Annotated in this window: 15 protein-coding genes; 7 read left to right on the top strand and 8 right to left on the bottom strand. The window is 68.9% G+C overall.

Features of this window, described 5'->3' with window-relative positions:
- The first annotated feature begins 317 nt into the window (after nucleotides 1-317).
- From ABB30_RS12920 to ABB30_RS12910, 3 genes are all read left to right on the top strand, one after another.
- Complete coding sequence (locus tag ABB30_RS12920; protein ID WP_161808863.1) at nucleotides 318-719, top strand: baeRF12 domain-containing protein; 402 nt, start codon at nucleotides 318-320, stop codon at nucleotides 717-719.
- Between the two features lie 171 nt (nucleotides 720-890).
- Nucleotides 891-2375 (top strand): SulP family inorganic anion transporter, encoded by a 1485-nt coding sequence (locus ABB30_RS12915; RefSeq protein ID WP_057638730.1) that lies wholly within the window; start codon nucleotides 891-893, stop codon nucleotides 2373-2375.
- A gap of 64 nt (nucleotides 2376-2439) precedes the next feature.
- A complete protein-coding gene (locus ABB30_RS12910) occupies nucleotides 2440-2895 on the top strand; it encodes a hemerythrin domain-containing protein (RefSeq protein WP_057638729.1) in 456 nt (151 codons plus the stop codon).
- 10 nt (nucleotides 2896-2905) lie between these two features.
- On the opposite strand, the gene ABB30_RS12905 is transcribed toward ABB30_RS12910, so the two are convergent.
- Nucleotides 2906-3340: a hypothetical protein gene (locus tag ABB30_RS12905; RefSeq protein ID WP_057638728.1), complete on the bottom strand. Its 435-nt coding sequence runs from the start codon at nucleotides 3338-3340 to the stop codon at nucleotides 2906-2908.
- Nucleotides 3341-3417: 77 nt separating this feature from the next.
- Here ABB30_RS12905 and ABB30_RS12900 point away from each other — a divergent pair, with 77 nt between their 5' ends.
- Nucleotides 3418-5493: an NHL repeat-containing protein gene (locus ABB30_RS12900; protein WP_057638727.1), complete on the top strand. Its 2076-nt coding sequence runs from the start codon at nucleotides 3418-3420 to the stop codon at nucleotides 5491-5493.
- Nucleotides 5494-5576: 83 nt separating this feature from the next.
- Nucleotides 5577-7226: a M28 family metallopeptidase gene (locus ABB30_RS12895; RefSeq protein ID WP_057638726.1), complete on the top strand. Its 1650-nt coding sequence runs from the start codon at nucleotides 5577-5579 to the stop codon at nucleotides 7224-7226.
- Between the two features lie 88 nt (nucleotides 7227-7314).
- Here the strand turns inward: ABB30_RS12895 and ABB30_RS12890 are convergent, their stop codons facing one another.
- Nucleotides 7315-7917: a hypothetical protein gene (locus ABB30_RS12890; RefSeq protein WP_057638725.1), complete on the bottom strand. Its 603-nt coding sequence runs from the start codon at nucleotides 7915-7917 to the stop codon at nucleotides 7315-7317.
- A gap of 421 nt (nucleotides 7918-8338) precedes the next feature.
- Here ABB30_RS12890 and ABB30_RS12885 point away from each other — a divergent pair, with 421 nt between their 5' ends.
- Entirely contained in the window at nucleotides 8339-11278 is a 2940-nt protein-coding gene (locus ABB30_RS12885; protein ID WP_245626508.1) for a bifunctional diguanylate cyclase/phosphodiesterase, read from the top strand.
- Here the strand turns inward: ABB30_RS12885 and ABB30_RS12880 are convergent.
- Genes ABB30_RS12880 through ABB30_RS12855 form a run of 6 tightly spaced genes read right to left on the bottom strand, consistent with a single transcriptional unit; the run spans nucleotide 11262 to nucleotide 17352 of the window.
- Nucleotides 11262-12290: a Rieske 2Fe-2S domain-containing protein gene (locus ABB30_RS12880; protein WP_057638723.1), complete on the bottom strand. Its 1029-nt coding sequence runs from the start codon at nucleotides 12288-12290 to the stop codon at nucleotides 11262-11264. The two genes, ABB30_RS12885 and ABB30_RS12880, sit on opposite strands and share 17 nt — an antisense overlap.
- Nucleotides 12287-13396, bottom strand: a complete 1110-nt coding sequence (locus ABB30_RS12875) for a hypothetical protein (RefSeq protein ID WP_152980737.1) — start codon at nucleotides 13394-13396, stop codon at nucleotides 12287-12289. The genes ABB30_RS12880 and ABB30_RS12875 overlap by 4 nt, the downstream gene beginning before the upstream one ends.
- The gene (locus tag ABB30_RS12870) at nucleotides 13393-14553 is read right to left on the bottom strand and encodes an ATP-grasp domain-containing protein (protein WP_057638721.1); all 1161 of its coding nucleotides are present in this window, start codon (nucleotides 14551-14553) and stop codon (nucleotides 13393-13395) included. Before ABB30_RS12870 ends, ABB30_RS12875 begins: the two co-directional genes overlap by 4 nt.
- Nucleotides 14550-15380: an MBL fold metallo-hydrolase gene (locus ABB30_RS12865; RefSeq protein WP_057638720.1), complete on the bottom strand. Its 831-nt coding sequence runs from the start codon at nucleotides 15378-15380 to the stop codon at nucleotides 14550-14552. Before ABB30_RS12865 ends, ABB30_RS12870 begins: the two co-directional genes overlap by 4 nt.
- Entirely contained in the window at nucleotides 15377-16354 is a 978-nt protein-coding gene (locus ABB30_RS12860) for an NAD-dependent epimerase/dehydratase family protein (protein ID WP_057638719.1), read from the bottom strand. The genes ABB30_RS12865 and ABB30_RS12860 overlap by 4 nt, the downstream gene beginning before the upstream one ends.
- Nucleotides 16354-17352 (bottom strand): 3-oxoacyl-[acyl-carrier-protein] synthase III C-terminal domain-containing protein, encoded by a 999-nt coding sequence (locus ABB30_RS12855; RefSeq protein ID WP_057638718.1) that lies wholly within the window; start codon nucleotides 17350-17352, stop codon nucleotides 16354-16356. Before ABB30_RS12855 ends, ABB30_RS12860 begins: the two co-directional genes overlap by 1 nt.
- A 248-nt stretch (nucleotides 17353-17600) precedes the next feature.
- On the opposite strand from ABB30_RS12855, the gene ABB30_RS12850 reads away from it, so the two are divergent.
- A complete protein-coding gene (locus ABB30_RS12850) occupies nucleotides 17601-19244 on the top strand; it encodes a Na+/H+ antiporter (protein ID WP_057638717.1) in 1644 nt (547 codons plus the stop codon).
- Nucleotides 19245-19252: the final 8 nt, after the last annotated feature.

Here is a 19252-nt window from a genome sequence, read left to right as displayed (position 1 = left end):
TCCTTGCCCTGCCCGTGCAGCTCCCAGTGCTCATTTTCCAGCCGCGCTTCGGCCTGGCTGACGCCGAGATCGAAGCTGGTCGTGAGCACGCCTTGCCCCTTGCGGCGGGCGCGGCTCATGGCATCGAACACGGAATGGGTGAGCAGGGGGCCGGAGTAATGGGGCACGGGCAGGGGGCGGGCAACGCCGCAGGGCAACAATCGGGGTGCCGATCCTACCCGAGTGCGGGGCGGAGGCGGGCAGGGCAAGGACGCTGCGTTCACCCGCCGCTGGTGACCATGGCCCATCCGGCACCGGTGGTGCGGCTGACGAGGCAGATGGCGATGCTGTTGCTCAAACCCAATACCTGGATCGTGGTGGCCAACGGCGGCAGCGTGCGTTTGCTGCACAACGCCGGCAATGCCAGCGGGGTCCGCCTGCAGGAACAGGACATGCCCGACCTGGATGACCCGCATCTGGGCCCGTCCGGCAGCCAGCCGCAGAGCGTGGACATTGCCGAGGCCACCTTCAACCGCAAGCTGGCGCTGTGGCTGAACAACCAGGCCCTGAACCATGGCTTCGAGCATCTGGTGCTGGTCGCCGACCCGATTTCCATGGGCGAACTGCGCCCCTTGCTGCACCAGCAGGTCAACGCCCGCACCCAGGCCGAAATCACCAAGGACTGGACCAACCTGGGCCTGAAAGAGATCCAGAAGGCACTCGATGCCATCGATGGCTGAGCAGGGGCAATACGGTCAAGGGGAAGGGGCGGCCATCGGCCGCTCTTTTTGTTGGGGCGCGGTATGGCCTGCCCGCCTGCAGGGGTGGGCGCCGTGGCCGGCCCCGGCGGCGCATAATGCGCGCCCCTTCCTGACAATCACGGCGGCGTGCGAGCGCTGCTGGCCGGCTGTATGTCCTTGCTGAAAAACGAACTGGCGCAGTGGCGCGCCAACCCTGTGCGGGAAATGCTGGCCGGCGCGGTGGCCACCTTTGCGCTGATCCCGGAAGTGATCGCGTTTTCCTTTGTCGCCGGCATTGACCCGCAGGTGGGCCTGTTCGCCTCGTTCGTGATGAGCATCATCATCGCGGTGTTCGGCGGCCGCCCGGCGATGATCACCGCCGCCGCCGGTTCGGTGGCCCTGGTCGCCGCGCCGCTGATTGCCAGCCATGGCCTGCCTTACCTGTTTGCCGCCGGCCTGCTGGCCGGTGTGGTGCAGATTGCCTTCGGCCTGCTGCGCATGGGCGTGCTGCTGCGCTTTGTGTCTTCCTCGGTGCGCACCGGCTTCCTCAATGCGCTGGCGATCCTGATCTTCAGTGCCCAGCTGCCGCAGCTGGAAGAGGCCAACACGGCCACCTGGGCGATGCTGGGCCTGGGCCTGGCCATCATCTGGGGCTTGCCGCGGCTGCCCCTGCCCGGGGTCAAGGCGATTCCCTCGCCGCTGATCTGCATCCTGGTGCTCAGCGGCCTGGCCGTGGCTCTGGACCTGCCGCTGAAGACCGTGGACGAACTGGGCCAGTTGCCGGCTTCGCTGCCGGCCTTTGTCGGCCTGCCTGAAGTGCCGTGGAGCTGGAACACCCTGCGCATCATTGCCATGCCGGCCCTGGCCATCGCCATGGTCGGCCTGCTCGAGTCGCTGATGACCGCGCGCGTGGTCGATGAAATGACCGCCACCCCGTCCAACAAGAACCGTGAGTGCACCGGCCTGGGCCTGGCCAACATCGGCTCCAGCCTGTTCGGCGGCATTGCCGGCTGCGGCATGATCGGCCAGGCCGTGGGCAATGTGACCTATGGCGGCCGCGGCCGCCTGTCCACCGCCTTTGCCGGCATCTTCCTGCTGGTGCTGATGGTGCTGCTCAAGCCGTGGGTGGCCCAGGTGCCGGTGGTGGCCCTGGTGGCGATCATGGTGGTGGTCTCGGTGGCCACGTTTGACTGGGCCTCTCTGTCCACCCTGGTGCGTTACCCGCGCCTGTCCTCGCTGGTGATGCTGGCCACCGTGGCGGTGACCCTGGCCACCCACAACCTGGCCGCCGGCGTGGGCATCGGTGTGCTGCTGTCCGGGGTGTTCTTCACCCTGAAGGTGGCCGGGCTGATGCAGATCGTGCACGAGGATGTCGGCGCCGAGCGCCACTACCGGGTCAGTGGTCAGGTGTTCTTCGCCTCGGCCGACGCCTTCATCGATGCCTTCGATGCGCGGGGCCTGGAAGGGCGCGCGGTGGTGATCGACCTGTCGGCCACCCGGTTGTGGGACATCACCGCAGTGGCCGCACTGGACACGGTGGTCAAACGCCTGCGCCAGCACCAGGTGCAGGTGCGGGTGCTGGGCCTGGATGCCGGCAGTCGCGCGCTGGTGCGGCGCCTGCGTCGCGAGCAGTTGCTGGGCAACGAGCCGGCCTGAGCACGCACGTCATGTTCATCGGCGCCCGTGCAGGCTGGCCCGGGCCAACCCACAGGAGCCGGACATGAGTGAGAACCTGTATGACGCCTTGCGTGCCAGCCATGAGGTCCAGCGTGGTTTGTTGCGCTCTTTGGTACGCATCCGTGATGTGCAGCGTCGGCAGCAGGTGTTCACCGAGTTGCGCATCGAGCTCGCCGCCCACGAGGCGGCCGAGGAGCGCGCGCTGTATGTGCCGATGCTGATGGACGATGCCGGCCTGGATGCCAGCCGGCATGCCCTGCACGAGCACCACCAGATCGATGAGCTGGTGGCTGACCTGCAGGCCCTGGCCATCGACGGCCAGGCCTGGGCGGACAAGGCAGCCGAGCTGTCGGAAAAAGTCCACCATCACCTGCGCGAGGAAGAGAAGAAGTTCTTCCAGGTCTCCGGCAAGATCCTCAGCCAGGCGCAGAAGAGCCGCGAGGCCCGCCGCTACCTGCGCGAACACGCACGCATGGTGCGCAAGTTGCAGCAGGCCTGAGCCGCCCGGCTCAGGGGTGCAGCCAGACGCCGTCCAGGTCGGCGTGATGCAGCAGCTCGCGCAGGGCGGTCAGATGGGCGGCGAAGAGCCGGTCTTCAGGCAGGCCGAGCTGGCGCAGCGGCGCCCCGTTGGCGGCATCGGCCAGGCGGTTGAACAGCGCTTCCAGACTCTGCCGTGACAACCACTGGACGCCATCGAACGGCAGCCCGGCCGGTTCGCGCAGGGCATTGCTGGCCGCGCTGTGGCTGTGCAATGGCCCGGGCCGGCCGGCCAGGGCAGGCAGTTGCCGCATCAGCGCATCCTCGATGTGGGCAATGGCCTGTTCCAGCTGCGCGGGTGTGGGCGGGAAGCGGCCTTGCGCCGGCACTGGAAGCGGCAGCCGCAGTAGAAGCTGGCCTTGTGCGTCGTGCACGGCCAGTGCCTGGTCCAGGGTCAAGCTCAGCATGCGGCCAGCCTTGCCAGCGTAGGCGGTGACGGGGAGGTCGGTTATGGTGCACGCCGGTGCAATGAGCAGGTGTGAGTGTGGGCAAGCGTAAATGGTGGACGGGGCCGGCAATGGCCGTGGTGGTGGCCGGCATGGCCGCCGGCTGGTGGTGGACGCGGCCGCAGCCCGCAGCGCCGGCGCCGGCCACGGCACTGGCCTGGCAGGCCCAGGCCTGGTGGCTGGCCGGTGACGGACAGCCCGGCCTGCGCAATGGCCCGGCCCGCCAGGCCCGCCTTGCCGAGCCCTGGGGTATTGCCCGTGACGGCCTGCGCGGGCTGTACATCAGCGATGCCGGCGACAACAACCGTATCCGTTACCTGGACATCCACGGCCAGCTGCACGATCTGGCCGGCAGCAGCGAAGGCTATGCCGATGGCCCGGCTGCGCAGGCGCGCCTGCATACCCCGTCCGGCATTGCCCTGGCCGGCGATGGCGCGCTGCTGATCGCCGATACCGGCAACCATGCGGTGCGCGTGCTGCGCGATGGCCAGCTGAGCACCCTGGCCGGCAATGGCCAGCCCGGTGATGGCGATGGCCCGGCCGCGCAGGCCCGCTTCGATGCGCCGATGGCCGTGGCCGTGGCCGCCGATGGCCAGGTCTATGTGGCCGATACCTTCAATGACCGCATTGCGCTGATCGGCCGCGATGGCCAGGTCCGGACCCTGGCCGGTGGTGGTGGGCCCGGTCTGGCCGACGGCCCGGGCGCGGAGGCACGTTTTGATACCCCGACCGGCCTGGCCCTGGACGGCCAGGGTGTGCTGTGGGTGGCCGACCTGGGCAATGACGCGATCCGCCGGGTGCATCCCGATGGCCGGGTGGACACCGTGGTCGGCGGCACGGACGAGCGCCAGTTGTGGCAGCCGCAGGCGTTGGCGATCACCGCTGACGGTGTGCTCTACATCGGCGAACGGCTGAGCGGGCGGGTGCTCCAGCGCAGTGTGCAGGGGCACCTGAGCACCGTGTTCGGCAGCGATCCGTCAGTGCGCTTGTCGCGCCCGGCCGGCCTGGCCCTGACCCCGGAAGGCGGCCTGCTGGTCAGCGATGCCGGCGGCATGCGCCTGCACTGGCTGCGCAGCCAGCCAGCGGGCCAGACAAGCGTGAGCGGGGAGATTGGCCCGGATCCGGCACGCGCACTGCCGGCCACCGCCGGCCGTTGGCCACTGGCCCCGCAGCGTGGTTGGCACGAGGTGGTGGGCACCTTGGGCGAGGTGCGCGGCACCTTCGCCGGCAAGAACCGCAACCACCTGCATGCCGGTTTCGACATCCGCGGTGATGTCGGCCAGCGCGTGCTGGCCATTGCCGATGGCAAGGTGTCCAGCCCGATGGCGGCGTGGAGCCCCAATGGCCAGGCCGAGGGGCTGGCCGTGGCCGATCTGGACTACATCCACATGCGGGTGGGGCGTACGGCCAGTGGCCAGCCTTTGGATGGCCGTTTCGAGCTGCTGCGCGACGCTCGCGGCCGGGTCGAACGGGTACGCGTGCGTCGTGGTACCCGGTTTGCCGCCGGTGACGCCCTGGGCACGATCAACGCCCAGGCCCATGTGCACCTGCAGGTCGGCCCGGGCGGGTACGAGCGCAATGCGATCGGGCTGGGCTTTACCGGCTTCATCGACACCATCGCCCCGGTGATCGAGGGCATTGCCGTGCTCGATGCCGACGAGCGCCGGGTCGGCCAGCTGCGCGAGGGGGTGTGGCACCTGCCGCGCAGCGCCGGGGTGGTGCAGCTGGCGGTGCATGCCCGCGACCAGGTGGATGGCAACCTGCCGCGCCGTCGCCTGGGCCTGTACGCGCTGGGCTGGCAGTTGCTCGATGCCACCGGCCGGCCACTTCCCGGTTACGAGCAGCCGCTGATGAATCTGGAGTTCAACCGCATGCCGCCACAGCGCGATGCGGTCTTGCATGCCTATGGTCCGGACAGTGGCATCACCGTGCACGGCAGCGCGGTGACCCGCTTCCAGTACCTGGTCACCAACACCGTGCGTGATGGCCGGATGGCACGCGGCGGGCTGGATGTCAGCGCGCTGCCGGCCGGCGACTACCGCCTGCGCATCAGTGCACGCGACTGGCATGGCAACCAGGCGGCGGACAGCGAGCTGTGGTTGCGCCTGCAGTGAGCCTGACCATGGGCAGGGGTGATCACGGCCCGTGGTGCACTACACTCGGGTGATTGTCTGGCCCACGATTTGATGAGGTATCCGTGAAACGAGTGCTTACCGGCGCGCTGGCGCTGTCCATTTCCTCGGCGCTGATGGCTGCCACCCCGGCCTTTGACGCTGCGCGCATCAATGCCGACGTCAAGGAGTTGGCCTCCGACGCCTTCGAAGGCCGTTCGCCGGCCACCGAGGGTGAGCGCAAGACCGTGGCCTATCTGTCCGCGGCGCTGGAGCAGGCCGGCGTGCAGCCCGGTGGCGACCTGGTCGACGGCAAGCGCCTGTGGACCCAGGCCGTGCCGCTGGTGATGAGCGACATCGTCGGCAACCCGGTGCTGTCCATCGGCAAGCCCGGTGCGCACCAGTCGCTGAGCCAGCGTGAGCAGATCACCGTGCGCCCGGCCCAGGACGGCAGCAGCCAGGTCACCCTGGTCGATGCGCCGCTGGTGTTCGTCGGTTACGGCGTGCATGCGCCGGAGCGCAACTGGGACGACTTCAAGGGCGTGGACCTGGCCGGCAAGATCATGGTGGTGCTGGTCAACGATCCGGATTTTGAAAGCGGCGAAGGCGACTTCGACGGCAAGGGCATGACCTACTACGGCCGCTGGACCTACAAGTACGAAGAGGCCGCCCGCCAGGGCGCTGCCGGCGTGCTGATCGTGCACGAGACCGCCCCGGCCTCCTACGGCTGGGCCACCGTGGCCGGCTCCAATGCCAACACCATGTTCGACGTGGTGCGTACCGATCCGAAGTCGGCCCACACCGCGGTGGAAGGCTGGATCCAGCGTGACCTGGCCGTGCAACTGTTCGCCGATGCCGGGCTGGATTTTGAAAAGCTCAAGGCGGCCGCGCAGACCCGCGAATTCCAGCCGGTGGCGCTGGGCGGGCAGACCTTCTCGGCCAGCTATGCGGTCAAGAGCGAGCAGATCGTTTCCCACAACGTGGTCGGCCGCATCGAAGGCAGCACCCACCCGGACGAAACCATCATCTATTCGGCGCACTGGGACCACATCGGCGTGGGTGAGCCCGATGCCCGCGGCGACCGCATCTTCAATGGCGCCACCGACAATGCCAGCGGCACCGCGGCGATCCTGGAAATGGCCCGTGGCTTCATGGCCGGGCCGCAGCCGCAGCGTTCGCTGGTGTTCCTGGCCGTGACCGCCGAGGAAAAGGGCCTGCTGGGCTCGGAGTACTACGCCAACAACCCGCTGTACCCGCTGGAAAAGACCGTTGCCGTGCTCAATGTGGATGGCGCGGCGACCATGGGTCCCTCGCGTGATTTCGGCATCTACGGCACTGCCGATGTGCAGCTGCTGGACCAGCTGATCGAGGTGGCCGGGCGCTGGGATGTGCGTTACACCCCGGACAGCAAGCCCGAAGCCGGCCTGTTCTTCCGTTCGGACCACTTCCCGTTCGCCAAGCGCGGCGTGCCGGCCGTTTCCTACGGCGCCGGCCAGGACCTGGTCGATGGCGGGATCGAGGCCGGGCGTGCGGCGGCTGCCGAGTACAACGTCAACCGCTACCACCAGCAGGCCGATGAATGGCAGCCGGAGTGGACCTTCGCCGGTGCCGTGCGTGACCTGGAAATCCTGCATGCGCTGGGCAGCGAACTGGCCAACTCGCGCCAGTGGCCGGCCTGGGGGGCGTCCTCGCAGTTCGGCGAGCTGCGCCGCGCCAGCGATGACCAGCGCAAGTAAGCGCATTGCCGGCTGAGAGGCTGCGCAGGCAAAAACAACGGGGCGCCAGTGGCGCCCCGTTGTTTTTTGCGTGGTTGGCTGGCCGGACTCAGAAGGCCGGTTGCAGGCGCAGGTTGCGGTCGCCCATCTGGTTGAGCTGGACCACCAGGGCCGAATGCTGCCGGATCCTGCCCAGTTCGCGCATGATGCGGATGTCCTCGTGACGCAGCTCGCGCTGGGCCATGACCTCCTGCTTGTAGTCCATCACTTCCGGATACTGCCGGGCCATGTCCAGGGCCTGGGCCACTTCCTCGATGCTGTCGGCATCGCGGCTGACCCGGGCGCGGCTGTTGAAGGCCTTCATCCAGCGCTCGAAGCCGGCGGTCTGGTCGAACATGTTGGCCATGAACCAGATCACGAACAGGATCGAGACCCACGAGCCGAACACGATGACCACCCGGGTCAGGGTGATCTGGAAGTCATCGCGCCACAGGTAATTGACGATCAGCGCCAGCGCCAGCAGCGCGGCAGCCTGCCACAGCACGATGGACACGATCAGCCACTGGCACTTGGCCCGGGCCAGCAGGTCCACTTCGTCATGCAGCTGGGTTTCAGTCTTGGCTTTCCAGTGCGCGACCTGCTTTTCAAACGGGGCGCGGTACAGCTCGTTGTCCTGCAGCAGCAATCCCAGACCTTTGAACAAGGCAATCATCGGCTTACTCCTATGCAACTGGCCTCAAGGGCCGCCGCTGTCCACGGTTGCGACGGCATGGCTGTTGTTGTGCGCCTGTCGTTGTGGAGACGCAATGGGCAGGCTGGCCATTGCCGGCAGTGACGGACTGGGTGCTGCGCTGCGCAAGCAGGCATGGGCTTGAAAAACAGATAAATGCAGCGAATATTTGTGCAAGTGCACAGAAAATCGGGGATCTGCTGCAATTGCTAAGCCGGCGTGAAAACGCGCAACTCACCGCTTCGGGTCAATGGGTTTGCAAAAGCGTGAACAGGGTTCCTGTGGCAAGCCCCCTCGGGCATGCTAGGCAGTCTTATTGTTGTCTGCGCGATGGCGGCCGATAAGGTAATAGTGGAGCTTGGCAATTGGTCGCAGCCTCGGGGCTGCGCGGGGAGAGGTTGGAATGCCCGGGCAGCATGCCTATAGACAACAGATGCGGGTGGTGGCCAGTGCAGGGGCGGTTGTGGCCCTGGTGCTGGCCTGCGCATTTGCCTTGATGCTCGGGGTGGACCGACAGTCACGCCTGTCGCTGATGCAGCGCCAGGCCAGCCTGCAGGCGCAATCGACCCAGCGCCTGCTGCAGCACCAGCTCGACACCACCACCCGGGCCATGACCAGCGTGCAGGGCCAGCTGCTGCAGCTGCGCCAGGCCCTGGGCAACAACCAGCTGCAACCGCAGGTGCTGGAGCAGGTGCTGGAACAGACCGCCGCCCGCAACCCGGAGCTGGTGGACCTGAGTGTGGTGGATGACAGCGGCCAGCTGCTGGCCGGCAGCCGTGGCGATCCGAATTTCTATGACTGGGCGGTGGCCGGCAACCTGGTCACCGGCAGTCCGCTGTACATCGGCCCGCTGCAGGCCCGCAGCGACAACAGCTGGCAGTTGCCGCTGGCCATGCGCATCGATGCCGGGCGCTGGCTGCTGCTGCGCCTGCGCGGCAGCCAGATGCAGGCCCTGGTCGGCAATGACCAGCTCGGTGCCGGTGGCGTGCAGTTGCTGCTGGACCGCGCCGGCCTGGTGCTGGCCGACAGCCGCGGACCGCGCCTGCTCGGGCGCCAGCTGGGCTACTGGGCGCAGAACATGGCGCAGTACCCGCAGACGGCCAGCGGTGAGGAGGTGTTCGGTGATGGCGTGGTGCGTGTGCTGGCGGTCGGCGAGCCGGGCCAGCTGCCGCTGCGGGTGGTCACCGCGCGTGCCCGTGACGAGGCCCTGGTGGGTTGGTGGCGCTACCTGGCCGGCTCCCTGCTGATCTACCTGATCTACCTGCTCGGGGTGGGTTACCTGCTGTATGCGATCCGCAACGCACACCTGCGCCAGCAGCGTTTGGCCGATGAATTGCGCGCCGGTTCGGCCGAACTGGCCCTGGCCAACAAGATCGGCCGGGTCAGTACCTGGACGGCCAACACCCAGACCCTGCACTGGGGGCACGGGGCGGCGCAGGCGTTTGGCCTGGACCACAACTCGGCCAGCCTGGGCGATGTGTTTGAACGCGTGCACCACCTGGATGTGGCGATGGTGCGGCGCAGCTGGCAGCAGGCCTGGAGCGGCGAACAGCCGATGGACCTGATGTTCCGCCTGGTGTTTCCCGGTGGCGTGATCCGCTGGCTGTCGGTGCGCGGCGAGCGGGTGGCCGATGGCAGCGGCTACATGACCGGTGCGGCGGTGGATGTGACCGAACGGGTGCAGGCACAGGAGCGCGCGCGCGAGGCCGAGCGCCAGTTCCGCATCCTGTTTGAACGCAATCCGGTGCCGTTCTGGTTGTTTGACCTGCAGAACCTGCGCTTTCTGGAGGTCAACCACGCCGCGGTCGAGCGTTACGGCTACAGCCGCGAGGAGCTGCTGGCGATGACCGTGCTGGACATCCGTCCGCAGGAGGACTGGGCCGAGCTGCGCGAGACCATCAGCCTGATCCAGCGTGGAGTGCTGCGTGAATCGCGGGTACGTACCCACCAGCGCAAGGACGGCACCCTGCTTTCGGTGCAGGAGCAGACCGCCCGCCTGGAATTTGCCGGCCACGACGCCTGCCTGGTGCTGGCGGTGGATGTGACCGAGCGCCTGGCCTACGAGCGTGACCTGGCCTACCGCGCCAGCCACCACCCGGAAACCGGGCTGATGACCCGCCGCGCCCTGGCCGACACCCTGGACATGCGCGACCGCCCCTATGCCATTGCCCACATCCAGCTGCGCGGCCTGCAGCTGGTCGGCGACACCCTGGGCCAGGACATCGGCGAGCAGGTGCTGCGTGCGGTGGCCGCAAGGCTGGGCGGGCTGGGCGGCCGTTACGGCCTGCTGGCCTACCAGCCGGGCGAGGATTTCATCCTGGCGATCAAGGGCCGTTACGAACTGGAACACGTGCTGGAGCATCTGGCCGAAGTGGTCAGCGAGCCGGTGCGGGGCCCCGAATCGTTCCACCAGCTGCAGGCCCACATCGGTGTGGACAGCTGCACCGACAACCGCCTGCCGGCCGATACGGTGATGGCCCGCGCCGCCCAGGCCGCGCATGCCGCGCGTGCCGACGGCGTGCTGATCAAGTATTACGACCAGGCCGTGGCGCAGCGCCTGACCTCGCGCCTGCACATGGCCGCCCGCATCCACAGCGCCATCGAGCAGGGCCAGTTCGAGCTTTACTTCCAGCCGATCTGCCGCGCCGGTGATGGCCAGCCGGTGATGCTGGAGGCCCTGCTGCGCTGGCCGCAGGCCGATGGCAGCTGGATCATGCCCGGTGAGTTCATCAACCTGGCCGAAGACACCGGGCAGATGATCGCGCTGGGCCGCTGGGTGATCCGGGCCGCGGCCCGGGCCCAGCTGGCGCTGGCCACCGCTGGCTGGCGCGATCTCAGCGTGGCGATCAATGTCTCGGCGGTGCAGTTCTTCAACGATGACCTGCTCGGCGAGTTCAGCCGGGCCTGCGAGGATGTCGGCATTGCCCCGCAGGCGCTGCAGGTGGAGTTGACCGAATCCAGCCTGATGCGTGATCCGGAACGTGGCCTGCAGACCATGCAGCGGCTGCATGACCGTGGCATCAAGATCGCCCTTGATGACTTCGGTACCGGCTTCTCCTCGATGTCCTACCTGCAGCACCTGCCGCTGGATGCACTGAAGATCGACCGCAGCTTCGTGGCCGATGTGGAGACCAATCCGCGCAATGCCGCGATCTGCCGCGCGCTGCTGTCACTGGGCCACAGCCTGGGCCTGGAAGTGGTGGCCGAAGGGGTGGAGACCGAGGGCCAGCGCCAGTGGCTGCAGGCCCATCAGTGCGACCAGCTGCAGGGTTACCTGCTCGGCCGCCCGGCCAGCATGGGCCAGACCCTGGCCTGGCTGGAGACCTTCAAAGCCAAAGCGTGAGCTGGCGGGCGTGGGCCGGGTCGGGCGTGCGCCCGTGCAGCCACCAGTCCTCCAGCACCGGGCGCAGCACGTCGCCGTGCATGCGCGCCGGCCGGCGCCCGGCAAAACGCGCCATGTTGTCCTGCTGCGCGGCCAGGATGGCCGCATCCTGGCGGCCGACATGGGCCAGCAACGGCCACAGCAGGGCGCGCACCGCCCAGCGCGGGGCCCAGCGCCCGCGGACGTGCAGGCTGGCCAGGATGCGCGTATTGCGCCCATCCACCGGGGAAAAGTGCAGGCTGATGCAGACCTGGCTGCCATCGCGGTAGTCGTACTGCAGGCGGCTGCTGCCGGGCAGCTGGAAATGCGCGCTCTCACCAAGGCGGCGTGATTCGAACAGGCGATAGACCAGCCCGCTCTGCTCGCCGTGGGCGCGGTAATCCACCCGTACCCGTTCGCCATCGATGTCCAGCGCCACCTGGCAGGGGCGGCGTTGGCTGTGGCGACGCAGCCAGCCGGCATGCACGTAGTGGGTGTGCAGGGCATCGAGGAAATTTTCCATCACATCCAGCACATGGCCGCGCCATTGCGCCTGCCACTCGAAGCGGCGCTGCCCGGGCGCCAGCTCGCGGGCCAGCGCCGGCAGCTGCTCGCTGCCTTCTGCGCACGGGCGCAGCCAGAGCAGGCCGTCATGCTCCTGCAGCGGGAAGCCGGGCACGCGGATGGCCGGCAGCGGTTGGGCCGGGTCATGCCCGGGCAGGTCGCGCAGCAGGCCATCGGCGCCGAAGCGCCAGCCGTGGTAGGGGCACTGCAGCTGGCCATCGCGCAGGCAGCCGGCTGACAAGGCGACCTGACGGTGCGGGCAGCGGTCTTCCAGGGCGTAGGCGCTGCCGTCAGCATCGCGGGCCAGCACGAAGTGGCGGTCCAGCAGGGTGATCGGCAGCGGCTTGCGGCGCAGCTGGTCGGCGCGGGCCACGGCATACCAGTGCGTCAACAGCGCGCTGGGCCAATCGGGAGTCGGTGCCGGGGTCATAGGCGGTAATGGCGCATCAACGGTTCGCCGAGGCGGCGGGTGAGCAGGCCCAGGGCGTGCAGCAGGGCGCGGGTGCGGCGTGCCTGCGGTGGTGCCCATACCGCACTGTATTCGATCGCGGCCTGGCCACCGCGCAGGCGCTTGAAGCGGGCCGCGCCGGCGCTGAGGTTGAGATGGCGCTGCGACAGCCGGGCCTGGCGGTAACTGGTGGCAGTGAGGGTGCGGTACAGCGCCAGACGCGCCGGGGCCGCGGTGTCGTAACCGACGATGGGGGTTGAAACATGGTGTTCGGTGCCGAACATGCCGGCAATGCACTGCAACTGGCCGGCATCATCGCGCCAGCCCTCCAGACGCAGCAGGCCGTCGCGGTGCCAGTCGGCAATCATCTGGGGGCGGTAATCCGGGTTCCAGCGTGAGTACTTGCCCAGGTACAGCTGCGCATACAGCTGGGCAATGCGCGGCGCATCCTCGGCACGGATGGCCGCGTTGTCGCACCAGTGCAGGTCCTGGCGCTGCAGCAGGCGGGCATCGGCGCGCATGTTGGGCAGGCGGGCGGCGGCGTCCAGGTCCGGATACAGCCAGACCTGGCGGCTGGCGATCAGGACAAAGCCGCGTGCCTGCAGGGCATCCAACCAGTCGCCATTGTCATGGCGATTGAGCGAGCGCAGCCACAGCGCATGCTGCGGCCAGCGCTGGCGGGCCTGGTCGATGGCGCGGTCGATGTCCAGGCTGGCCAGCGGCGGATACAGGTTGGTGGACAGGCACCAGTTGTTCAGTGCCACCGCGCGGTCCAGCGCGCAGGCATCGGCCAACCGTGCCAGCTGGCCGCACAGCCCGGCCAGTGGCCGGCCGATGGCGGCCGGCAGCAGCCGGCGGGCTTCCTCGGCGGCGTAATCGATGTAGGTGCTGCGCGGCGAGCAGACCCAGGCATTGCCGGCCTCGCCGTGGTTGACGGTGACCGGCAGCCACGTGCTGCCGGCATCCACCGCCTCGATGCCGGCATCCAGGTTGCGTGCCAGGGCATTGGCATTGGCACCTTCGTAGCGGGCCAGGTAGGCCAGCACATTGCCGGCGAACCGTTCGATCGGCGTGGCTGCAGGGCTCATGGCAGGGGCTGCCCGTCCCATTCGATATCCACGGTGGAGGCCGCGCGCAGGTTGCCGCCGCTGCGCAGCGCACTGGCCGCGTAATGGGCCAGGTCACGCAGCACCTGGCCGCGCGGGGCGCGGTCGCTGCCACGGGCGAGCACATCGCTGGCGCGGCGCCAGTCGTGCTGCCAGCGTGGCCACTGGCCACGGCACAGGGCCAGCGGCGCGGCATGCAGCCACATCATCGGTGCCAGCATCGCCGCACTGCCGGGCGGCGGCTGCCGGCATTGGCTGCCCTGGCCGTCCAAGGCCTGGACCAGTGCATCGCTGCCGGCAAACAGGTGGATGGCACTGGTGCCGCGCGGGTTGCACTCGATCACCGTGGCCTGGCCATGGGCATCGACGATCCAGTCAAAGGCGATCTGCCCGCTGTAGCCCAGCGCGGCCACCAGGGCGCGGGTCTGGGCCAGGATGTCGGGGTTGTCCACGCCATCGAAGTAATAGCTGGCACTGCGGGCCATGCGCCAGCCGGGGCGGTAGGCGGCATGGGCCAGCAGGTGGCCGTTGTGGGCCACGCCATAACTGCACACTTCCTGCCCGTCGAGCAGGGCCTGGGCCACCCAGGGGCGGCCATCGAGCGGGCGGGCAGTGGCGGGCAGGCCATCGCGATGCAGGCGCACATCCACCCCGAAGCGGGAGAACTCCGGCTTGAGCACCAGCGGCCGGGTGCCGGCCCACTGCCGGGCCTGGTCGATGCTGTGCACGCGCGCACTGGCCGGCACGCGCAGACCGGCAGCAGCGGCCAGGCCGAGGAACTCCCATTTGCTGTGCAGCTGGCGCAGCTGGGGCAGATCCATGCAGGCCACGCGGGTATGGGCAGACAGTTGCGCCCGGCCGTGGGCCACGTAGAACACTTCCTCGCAGGTGGGCAGCAGCAGGTCGATGGCCTGGGCCTGGCACAGGCTGGCCAGTGCCTGGATGAAGGCCTGCGGCTGCTGGCGCGGCGCCGGCACGCGGTGGTGCGCGCTTACCGCGTGGCTGGCGGCGGTGGCGTGGGCCGGCTGGCTGTCGGCGCTATGCACCTGCCAGCCGGCGGCGGCGAACTGGCGGGCCAGGTCCAGGGCGACCGGCGCACGCGCCCCGGTCAGCAGCACCCGCTTGCTCGGCGTACTCATGATCCGGCTCCCGGGCGCCAGCGCTGGCAGTGCGAGGGCACCAGACGCACATGCGGGTGCTGCCGGCCCAGCGCATGCAGGCGGGCGAAGGTGTCGCGGTAGGCCGGGCCATCACCGAGCCAGGCGGTGACCACGGCCGGTGGCAGCACGCCCTTTTCCAGCGCATCGGACGACCAGGTGGCATCGGCGATCAGGAACACCGGGCCGCTGCCATCGTCAAACCACAGCCCGCTGTGGCCGGCGGCGTGGCCGGGCAGGTCGACCAGCAGCACCGCGCCATCGCCGAACAGGTCATGCGGATGGGCAAAGCCGGCCAGCTCGGCCGGCACCATGGCGGCCAGCGGCAGTTGGTGGAAATGCCGCAGCCGTGGCGCCGCATCGGCGAGCAGGGCCGGCAGGTAGCCATTGGCGGTGGCCTGGACCCGGTTGCAGCGGCGCAGGTGCTGCCAGGCGGCCGCTGCGCAGTAGACCTGCGCCTGCGGAAAATCGGCCACCCCGGCCACATGGTCGCCATGCAGGTGGGACAGCACGATGTGGCCGATCTGCGCCGCATCGATACCCAGGGCACTCAGCTGCCCGGCCAGGGCCTGTTCGCAGGCGCCGTGCACCGGGGTGGTCCAGCGGTACAGGCGCTCGGGAAACGGATCGGTGGCGTGCAGGAAATGGCTGGCGTAGCCGGTATCAAACAGCAGCCAGCCATGCTCGCGGTGGTGCAGGGCGGCAGCCAGCGAAGGAAATTCGCAGACGCTGAGGGCACCATCGCGGCGCACGGCGATTTCCGGGTGGCGGCAATGGCCGGCCTCGAACAGCTGCCAGTGGTCGATCATCGGCGCCAGTCCCGGGCAAAACCGGCCAGGCCCTGCTGCAACGAAACCACCGGGGTGTAGCCCAGCTCGTGGCGGGCGCGGGTGATGTCCAGGGTCTGCGACCAGCCGATCACGCCGACGCCGTAGCGGGTCAGGCGCGGCTCGGGCCGGCCCGGGCGCAGCCGGGCGACGGTTTCGGCCAGCCCGGCCGCGGCCACGGCCAGCCGGCGTGGCACCGGGCGCAGGGCCACCTGCAGCCCGCACAGGGCGAAGGTACGGGCCAGCAGTTCGGCCACCGCGGTCGGCTCGCCATTGCTGATGTTGTAGGCACGCCCATCGCCCGGGGCATCGGGGCACAGGGCGGCACGGGTGGCGGCGACCACGTTGTCCACATGGGTGATGTCGATCACCGCGCGGCCACCATGCACCAGCGGGAAACGGCCGCCAGCGGCCACGGCGAGGATGCGCGGGAAGATCGCCGTATCGCCGGGGCCGAACACGGCACGCGGGCGCAGCACCACGCTGGGCAGGGCGGGGGCGGCGGCGCGCACCAGCTGCTCGCCCTCCCATTTGCTGCGCGCGTACTCGGTGATCCAGCGTGTGGGTGGGCTGAAGGCTTCGCCGACGTTGTATTGGTCGGCAAAACGGAAATAGATGCTGGGCGAGCTGAAGTGGACGAAGCGCTGCACCCCGGCGGCCTGGCTGGCCGCCAGCAGGCTGGCGGTGGCCTGCACGTTGTCACGCTGGAACTGTGCGGCCGTGCCCCACGGACTGGAGCGGGCGGCGCTGTGCACCACCGCATCGATGCCGGCCAGCAGCGGGCCCAGGTCATCGGCAGCGAGGTCGGCAGCAACAACGTCGATGCCCGGCCCCAGCGCAGCCAGGGCCTGAGTGTTGCGGCCGCTGGCCCGCACCTGGTGGCCGTCAGCGGCCAGGGCGCGGGCGATGTGGCCGCCGATGAAGCCGGTGGCACCGGTGACCAGGATGCGTGCCATCAGTAGCGCAGCACCACGCCGCCGGCCGACAGCCCGGCGCCGGTGCCGACCAGGGCGATCAGATCGCCGCGTGCGATCCGGCCATCGGCGATGGCCAGATGCAGGGCGGTGGGAATGGAGGCGGACATCTGGTTGCCGTAGGTCTGGATGATGTTGACCAGCAGGCCCGGCGGCAGACGCAGCACGCGCTGGATGTGCTTGAGCGCCTTGGCGCTGGCCTGGTGCGGCACCAGCGCCTTGAGCTGGGCCGGCACGATGCCGGCGCGCTGCGACAGTTCGGCCACAAAACCGGGCAGCTTCTGTGCGGCCAACCGGTACACGGCAGCGCCGTCCATCTCGAACATGGCCGCCTGGCGGTAGGCTTCCACCCCATCCTGCAGGCGCACCGCGGTGCCGCCGGCCCGCACCTGGCAATAGTCGGCCCCGTCCGACCAGGTCTGCAGATGGGCGGCCAGCAGTTGCGAGCGGCCGTCACCGGCCTCGATCGCCACGGCCGCGGCACCGTCGCCGAACAGCGGTGCGGTATCGGCATCGTCCCAGTTCAGCCCGGCGCTGGCGATCTCGCTGGAAACAATCACCACCCGCCGGTAGCGGCCAGTGGCCAGGGCGCAGGCGGCCATGTCCAGGGCCACCGGAAAGCTCAGGCAGCTGGCATTGACGTCGAAGGCGGCAATCCCGCTGTCACTCAGGCCGAGCTGGCGGTGGATCAGCGCGGCACTGCAGGGCAGGGCCTGCTGGCCGACACCGCAGGCGCTGATCAATGCATCAAACCCGTCCGTGGCCCAGCCGGCACTGGCCAGGGCCTGGTTGATGGCACCGGCGGCCAGGCTGGCGCTGGTCTGCCCGGGGCCGGCCAGGGGCCGCGACACAATGCCGCAATGGCGGGCAGTCCAGCCTTCAGGCTGGCCGAAGCGCCGGTCAAACCAGGCGTTGTCACGCTGCAGGGCGGGCAGTTGGATGCCGCTGCCGGCAATGCGCAGGGAAATCGGATCAGGCATTACAAGGACAACCAATGACCAAGGGGTATGGCAGCCGCAAGCGGCGCGTGGACTGCGTGCGGCCTTCGCATGCTAGGTGGCCGGACCCGGGCTGCCAATAGCGCCGCTCCGGTGCCGGCTTGCATGATCGGGCCCAATGGCGCAAATCAGGCTGCCGACACAGTGTGCAGGCGGCCTGGCGTGATAGCGTTGAGTCTGTTTTTGCTACCGACACTGCCCGCGCCGTACTGCGGCGCTGCGATTTCCCCATGCATTCCATTGAAGTGGTTCTTGCGATGCTGCTGGCGGTGGTCGCCAGTGGCTACTTGGTACGGATCCTGCCGATTTCCCTGCCGCTGCCCCTGGTGCAGATCGGCCTGGGGGCGGTGGTGGCCGGTGTGTTCGGCTGGGGCCACACTCTGGATCCGCAATTGTTCTTCCTGCTGTTCCTGCCGCCGTTGTTGTTCCTGGATGGCTGGCGCATTCCCAAGCAGGGCCTGTTCCGCGACAAGAGCACGGTGATCGAGCTGGCCCTGGGCCTGGTGCTGTTCACCGTGGTCGGTGCCGGTTTCCTGATCCACTGGCTGATCCCGTCCATGCCGATGGGCGTGGCCTTTGCCCTGGCGGCAATCCTGTCACCGACCGATCCGGTCGCCGTTTCGGCCATTGCCAAACGCGCGCCGATTCCCAAGCGCCTGATGCACATCCTGGAAGGCGAGTCGCTGCTCAATGACGCCTCCGGCCTGGTCTGCTTCCGCTTCGCGGTGGCAGCGGTGATGACCGGCGCGTTCTCGCTGGCCGATGCCTCGCTGACCTTCCTGTGGGTGGCCTTTGCCGGCCTGGCCATCGGTGTGGGCGTGACCTGGGGCATTGCCGCGGCCCAGCGCTGGTTGTGGCGTGGTTTCGGCGAGGAGCCCGGTGCGGCCCTGCTGGTCAACCTGCTGACCCCGTTTGCCGCCTACCTGCTGGCCGAACATGTGCACGCCTCGGGCATCCTGGCGGCGGTGGCCGCCGGCATCACCATGAGCTATGTCGAGCTGACCGGCCGGGTCAGCGGCTCGATGCGGGTGCAGCGCACCGCGGTCTGGGACACCGTGCAGTTCGCCTTCAACGGCATCATCTTCGTGCTGCTGGGCGAGCAGTTGCCGGGCATCGTGGAGCGCGCGCTGGACTACATGCGCAACAGCGATGGCCACGGCCCATGGTGGTTGCTGGTGTATGTGGCGGTTATCAACGCCAGCCTGGTGGTGCTGCGCCTGCTCTGGGTCTGGCTGTCGATGCGCTGGAGCCTGCTCAAGGCGCGCCTGCGCGGCCAGCAACGCCCGGTGACGCCGTGGCGCATCATCCTGGCCACCTCGGTGGCCGGGGTGCGCGGTGCGGTGACCCTGGCCGGTGTGTTGACCCTGCCGCTGCTGCTGCCCGACGGCAGTGCCTTCCCGGCACGTGACCTGGTGATCTTCATTGCCGCGGCGGTGATCCTGTGTTCGCTGCTCAGTGCCAGCCTGCTGTTGCCGGTGGTGCTCAAGGGGCTGGAGCTGCCGGCCGATGACAGCGAGCGCCAGGAAGAAGACCTGGCCCGGCGGATGTCGTCCAAGGCGGCGCTGGCCGCGGTGGAGCGCAGCCGCCAGGAAATGGTGCAGGGGCAGTCGACCACGTCGGTGCAGCTGGTCAATGACGCAGCCTCGCGGGTCAGCCTGCTGTACCAGCGCAACCTGGTGCGCGGGCAGAACCCGGATGCCGATCCGGAACAGGTCGCGCGGATGGAACAGGGCTACCGCAAACTGCGCAATGCCGGCCTGAATGCCGAGCGCGAGGAGCTGTTCCGGCTGGCCCGGCGCGGGCGCATTTCCGATGAGCTCTCGCGCAAGCTGATCCGCAACCTGGACCTGCTCGAATCGCGCCAGCGCGAGTGAGCGCTGTG

The organism is Stenotrophomonas ginsengisoli, assembly GCF_001431485.1.
GTDB lineage: Bacteria > Pseudomonadota > Gammaproteobacteria > Xanthomonadales > Xanthomonadaceae > Stenotrophomonas > Stenotrophomonas ginsengisoli.
Note: the sequence above shows the minus strand (reverse complement) of the source record. Positions and strands in the feature narration are given on the sequence as shown.

Bases quoted from the DNA above. Each gene is read 5' to 3' on its own strand.
- ABB30_RS12865 (WP_057638720.1), bottom strand. From the start codon at position 15,380: ATGATCGACCACTGGCAGCTGTTCGAGGCCGGCCATTGCCGCCACCCG.
- ABB30_RS12880 (WP_057638723.1), bottom strand. From the start codon at position 12,290: ATGACCCCGGCACCGACTCCCGATTGGCCCAGCGCGCTGTTGACGCAC.
- ABB30_RS12920 (WP_161808863.1), top strand. From the start codon at position 318: ATGGCGATGCTGTTGCTCAAACCCAATACCTGGATCGTGGTGGCCAAC.
- ABB30_RS12910 (WP_057638729.1), top strand. From the start codon at position 2,440: ATGAGTGAGAACCTGTATGACGCCTTGCGTGCCAGCCATGAGGTCCAG.
- ABB30_RS12890 (WP_057638725.1), bottom strand. From the start codon at position 7,917: ATGATTGCCTTGTTCAAAGGTCTGGGATTGCTGCTGCAGGACAACGAG.
- ABB30_RS12905 (WP_057638728.1), bottom strand. From the start codon at position 3,340: ATGCTGAGCTTGACCCTGGACCAGGCACTGGCCGTGCACGACGCACAA.
- ABB30_RS12855 (WP_057638718.1), bottom strand. From the start codon at position 17,352: ATGCCTGATCCGATTTCCCTGCGCATTGCCGGCAGCGGCATCCAACTG.
- ABB30_RS12850 (WP_057638717.1), top strand. From the start codon at position 17,601: ATGCATTCCATTGAAGTGGTTCTTGCGATGCTGCTGGCGGTGGTCGCC.
- ABB30_RS12915 (WP_057638730.1), top strand. From the start codon at position 891: ATGTCCTTGCTGAAAAACGAACTGGCGCAGTGGCGCGCCAACCCTGTG.
- ABB30_RS12860 (WP_057638719.1), bottom strand. From the start codon at position 16,354: ATGGCACGCATCCTGGTCACCGGTGCCACCGGCTTCATCGGCGGCCAC.
- ABB30_RS12875 (WP_152980737.1), bottom strand. From the start codon at position 13,396: ATGAGCCCTGCAGCCACGCCGATCGAACGGTTCGCCGGCAATGTGCTG.
- ABB30_RS12885 (WP_245626508.1), top strand. From the start codon at position 8,339: ATGCCCGGGCAGCATGCCTATAGACAACAGATGCGGGTGGTGGCCAGT.
- ABB30_RS12870 (WP_057638721.1), bottom strand. From the start codon at position 14,553: ATGAGTACGCCGAGCAAGCGGGTGCTGCTGACCGGGGCGCGTGCGCCG.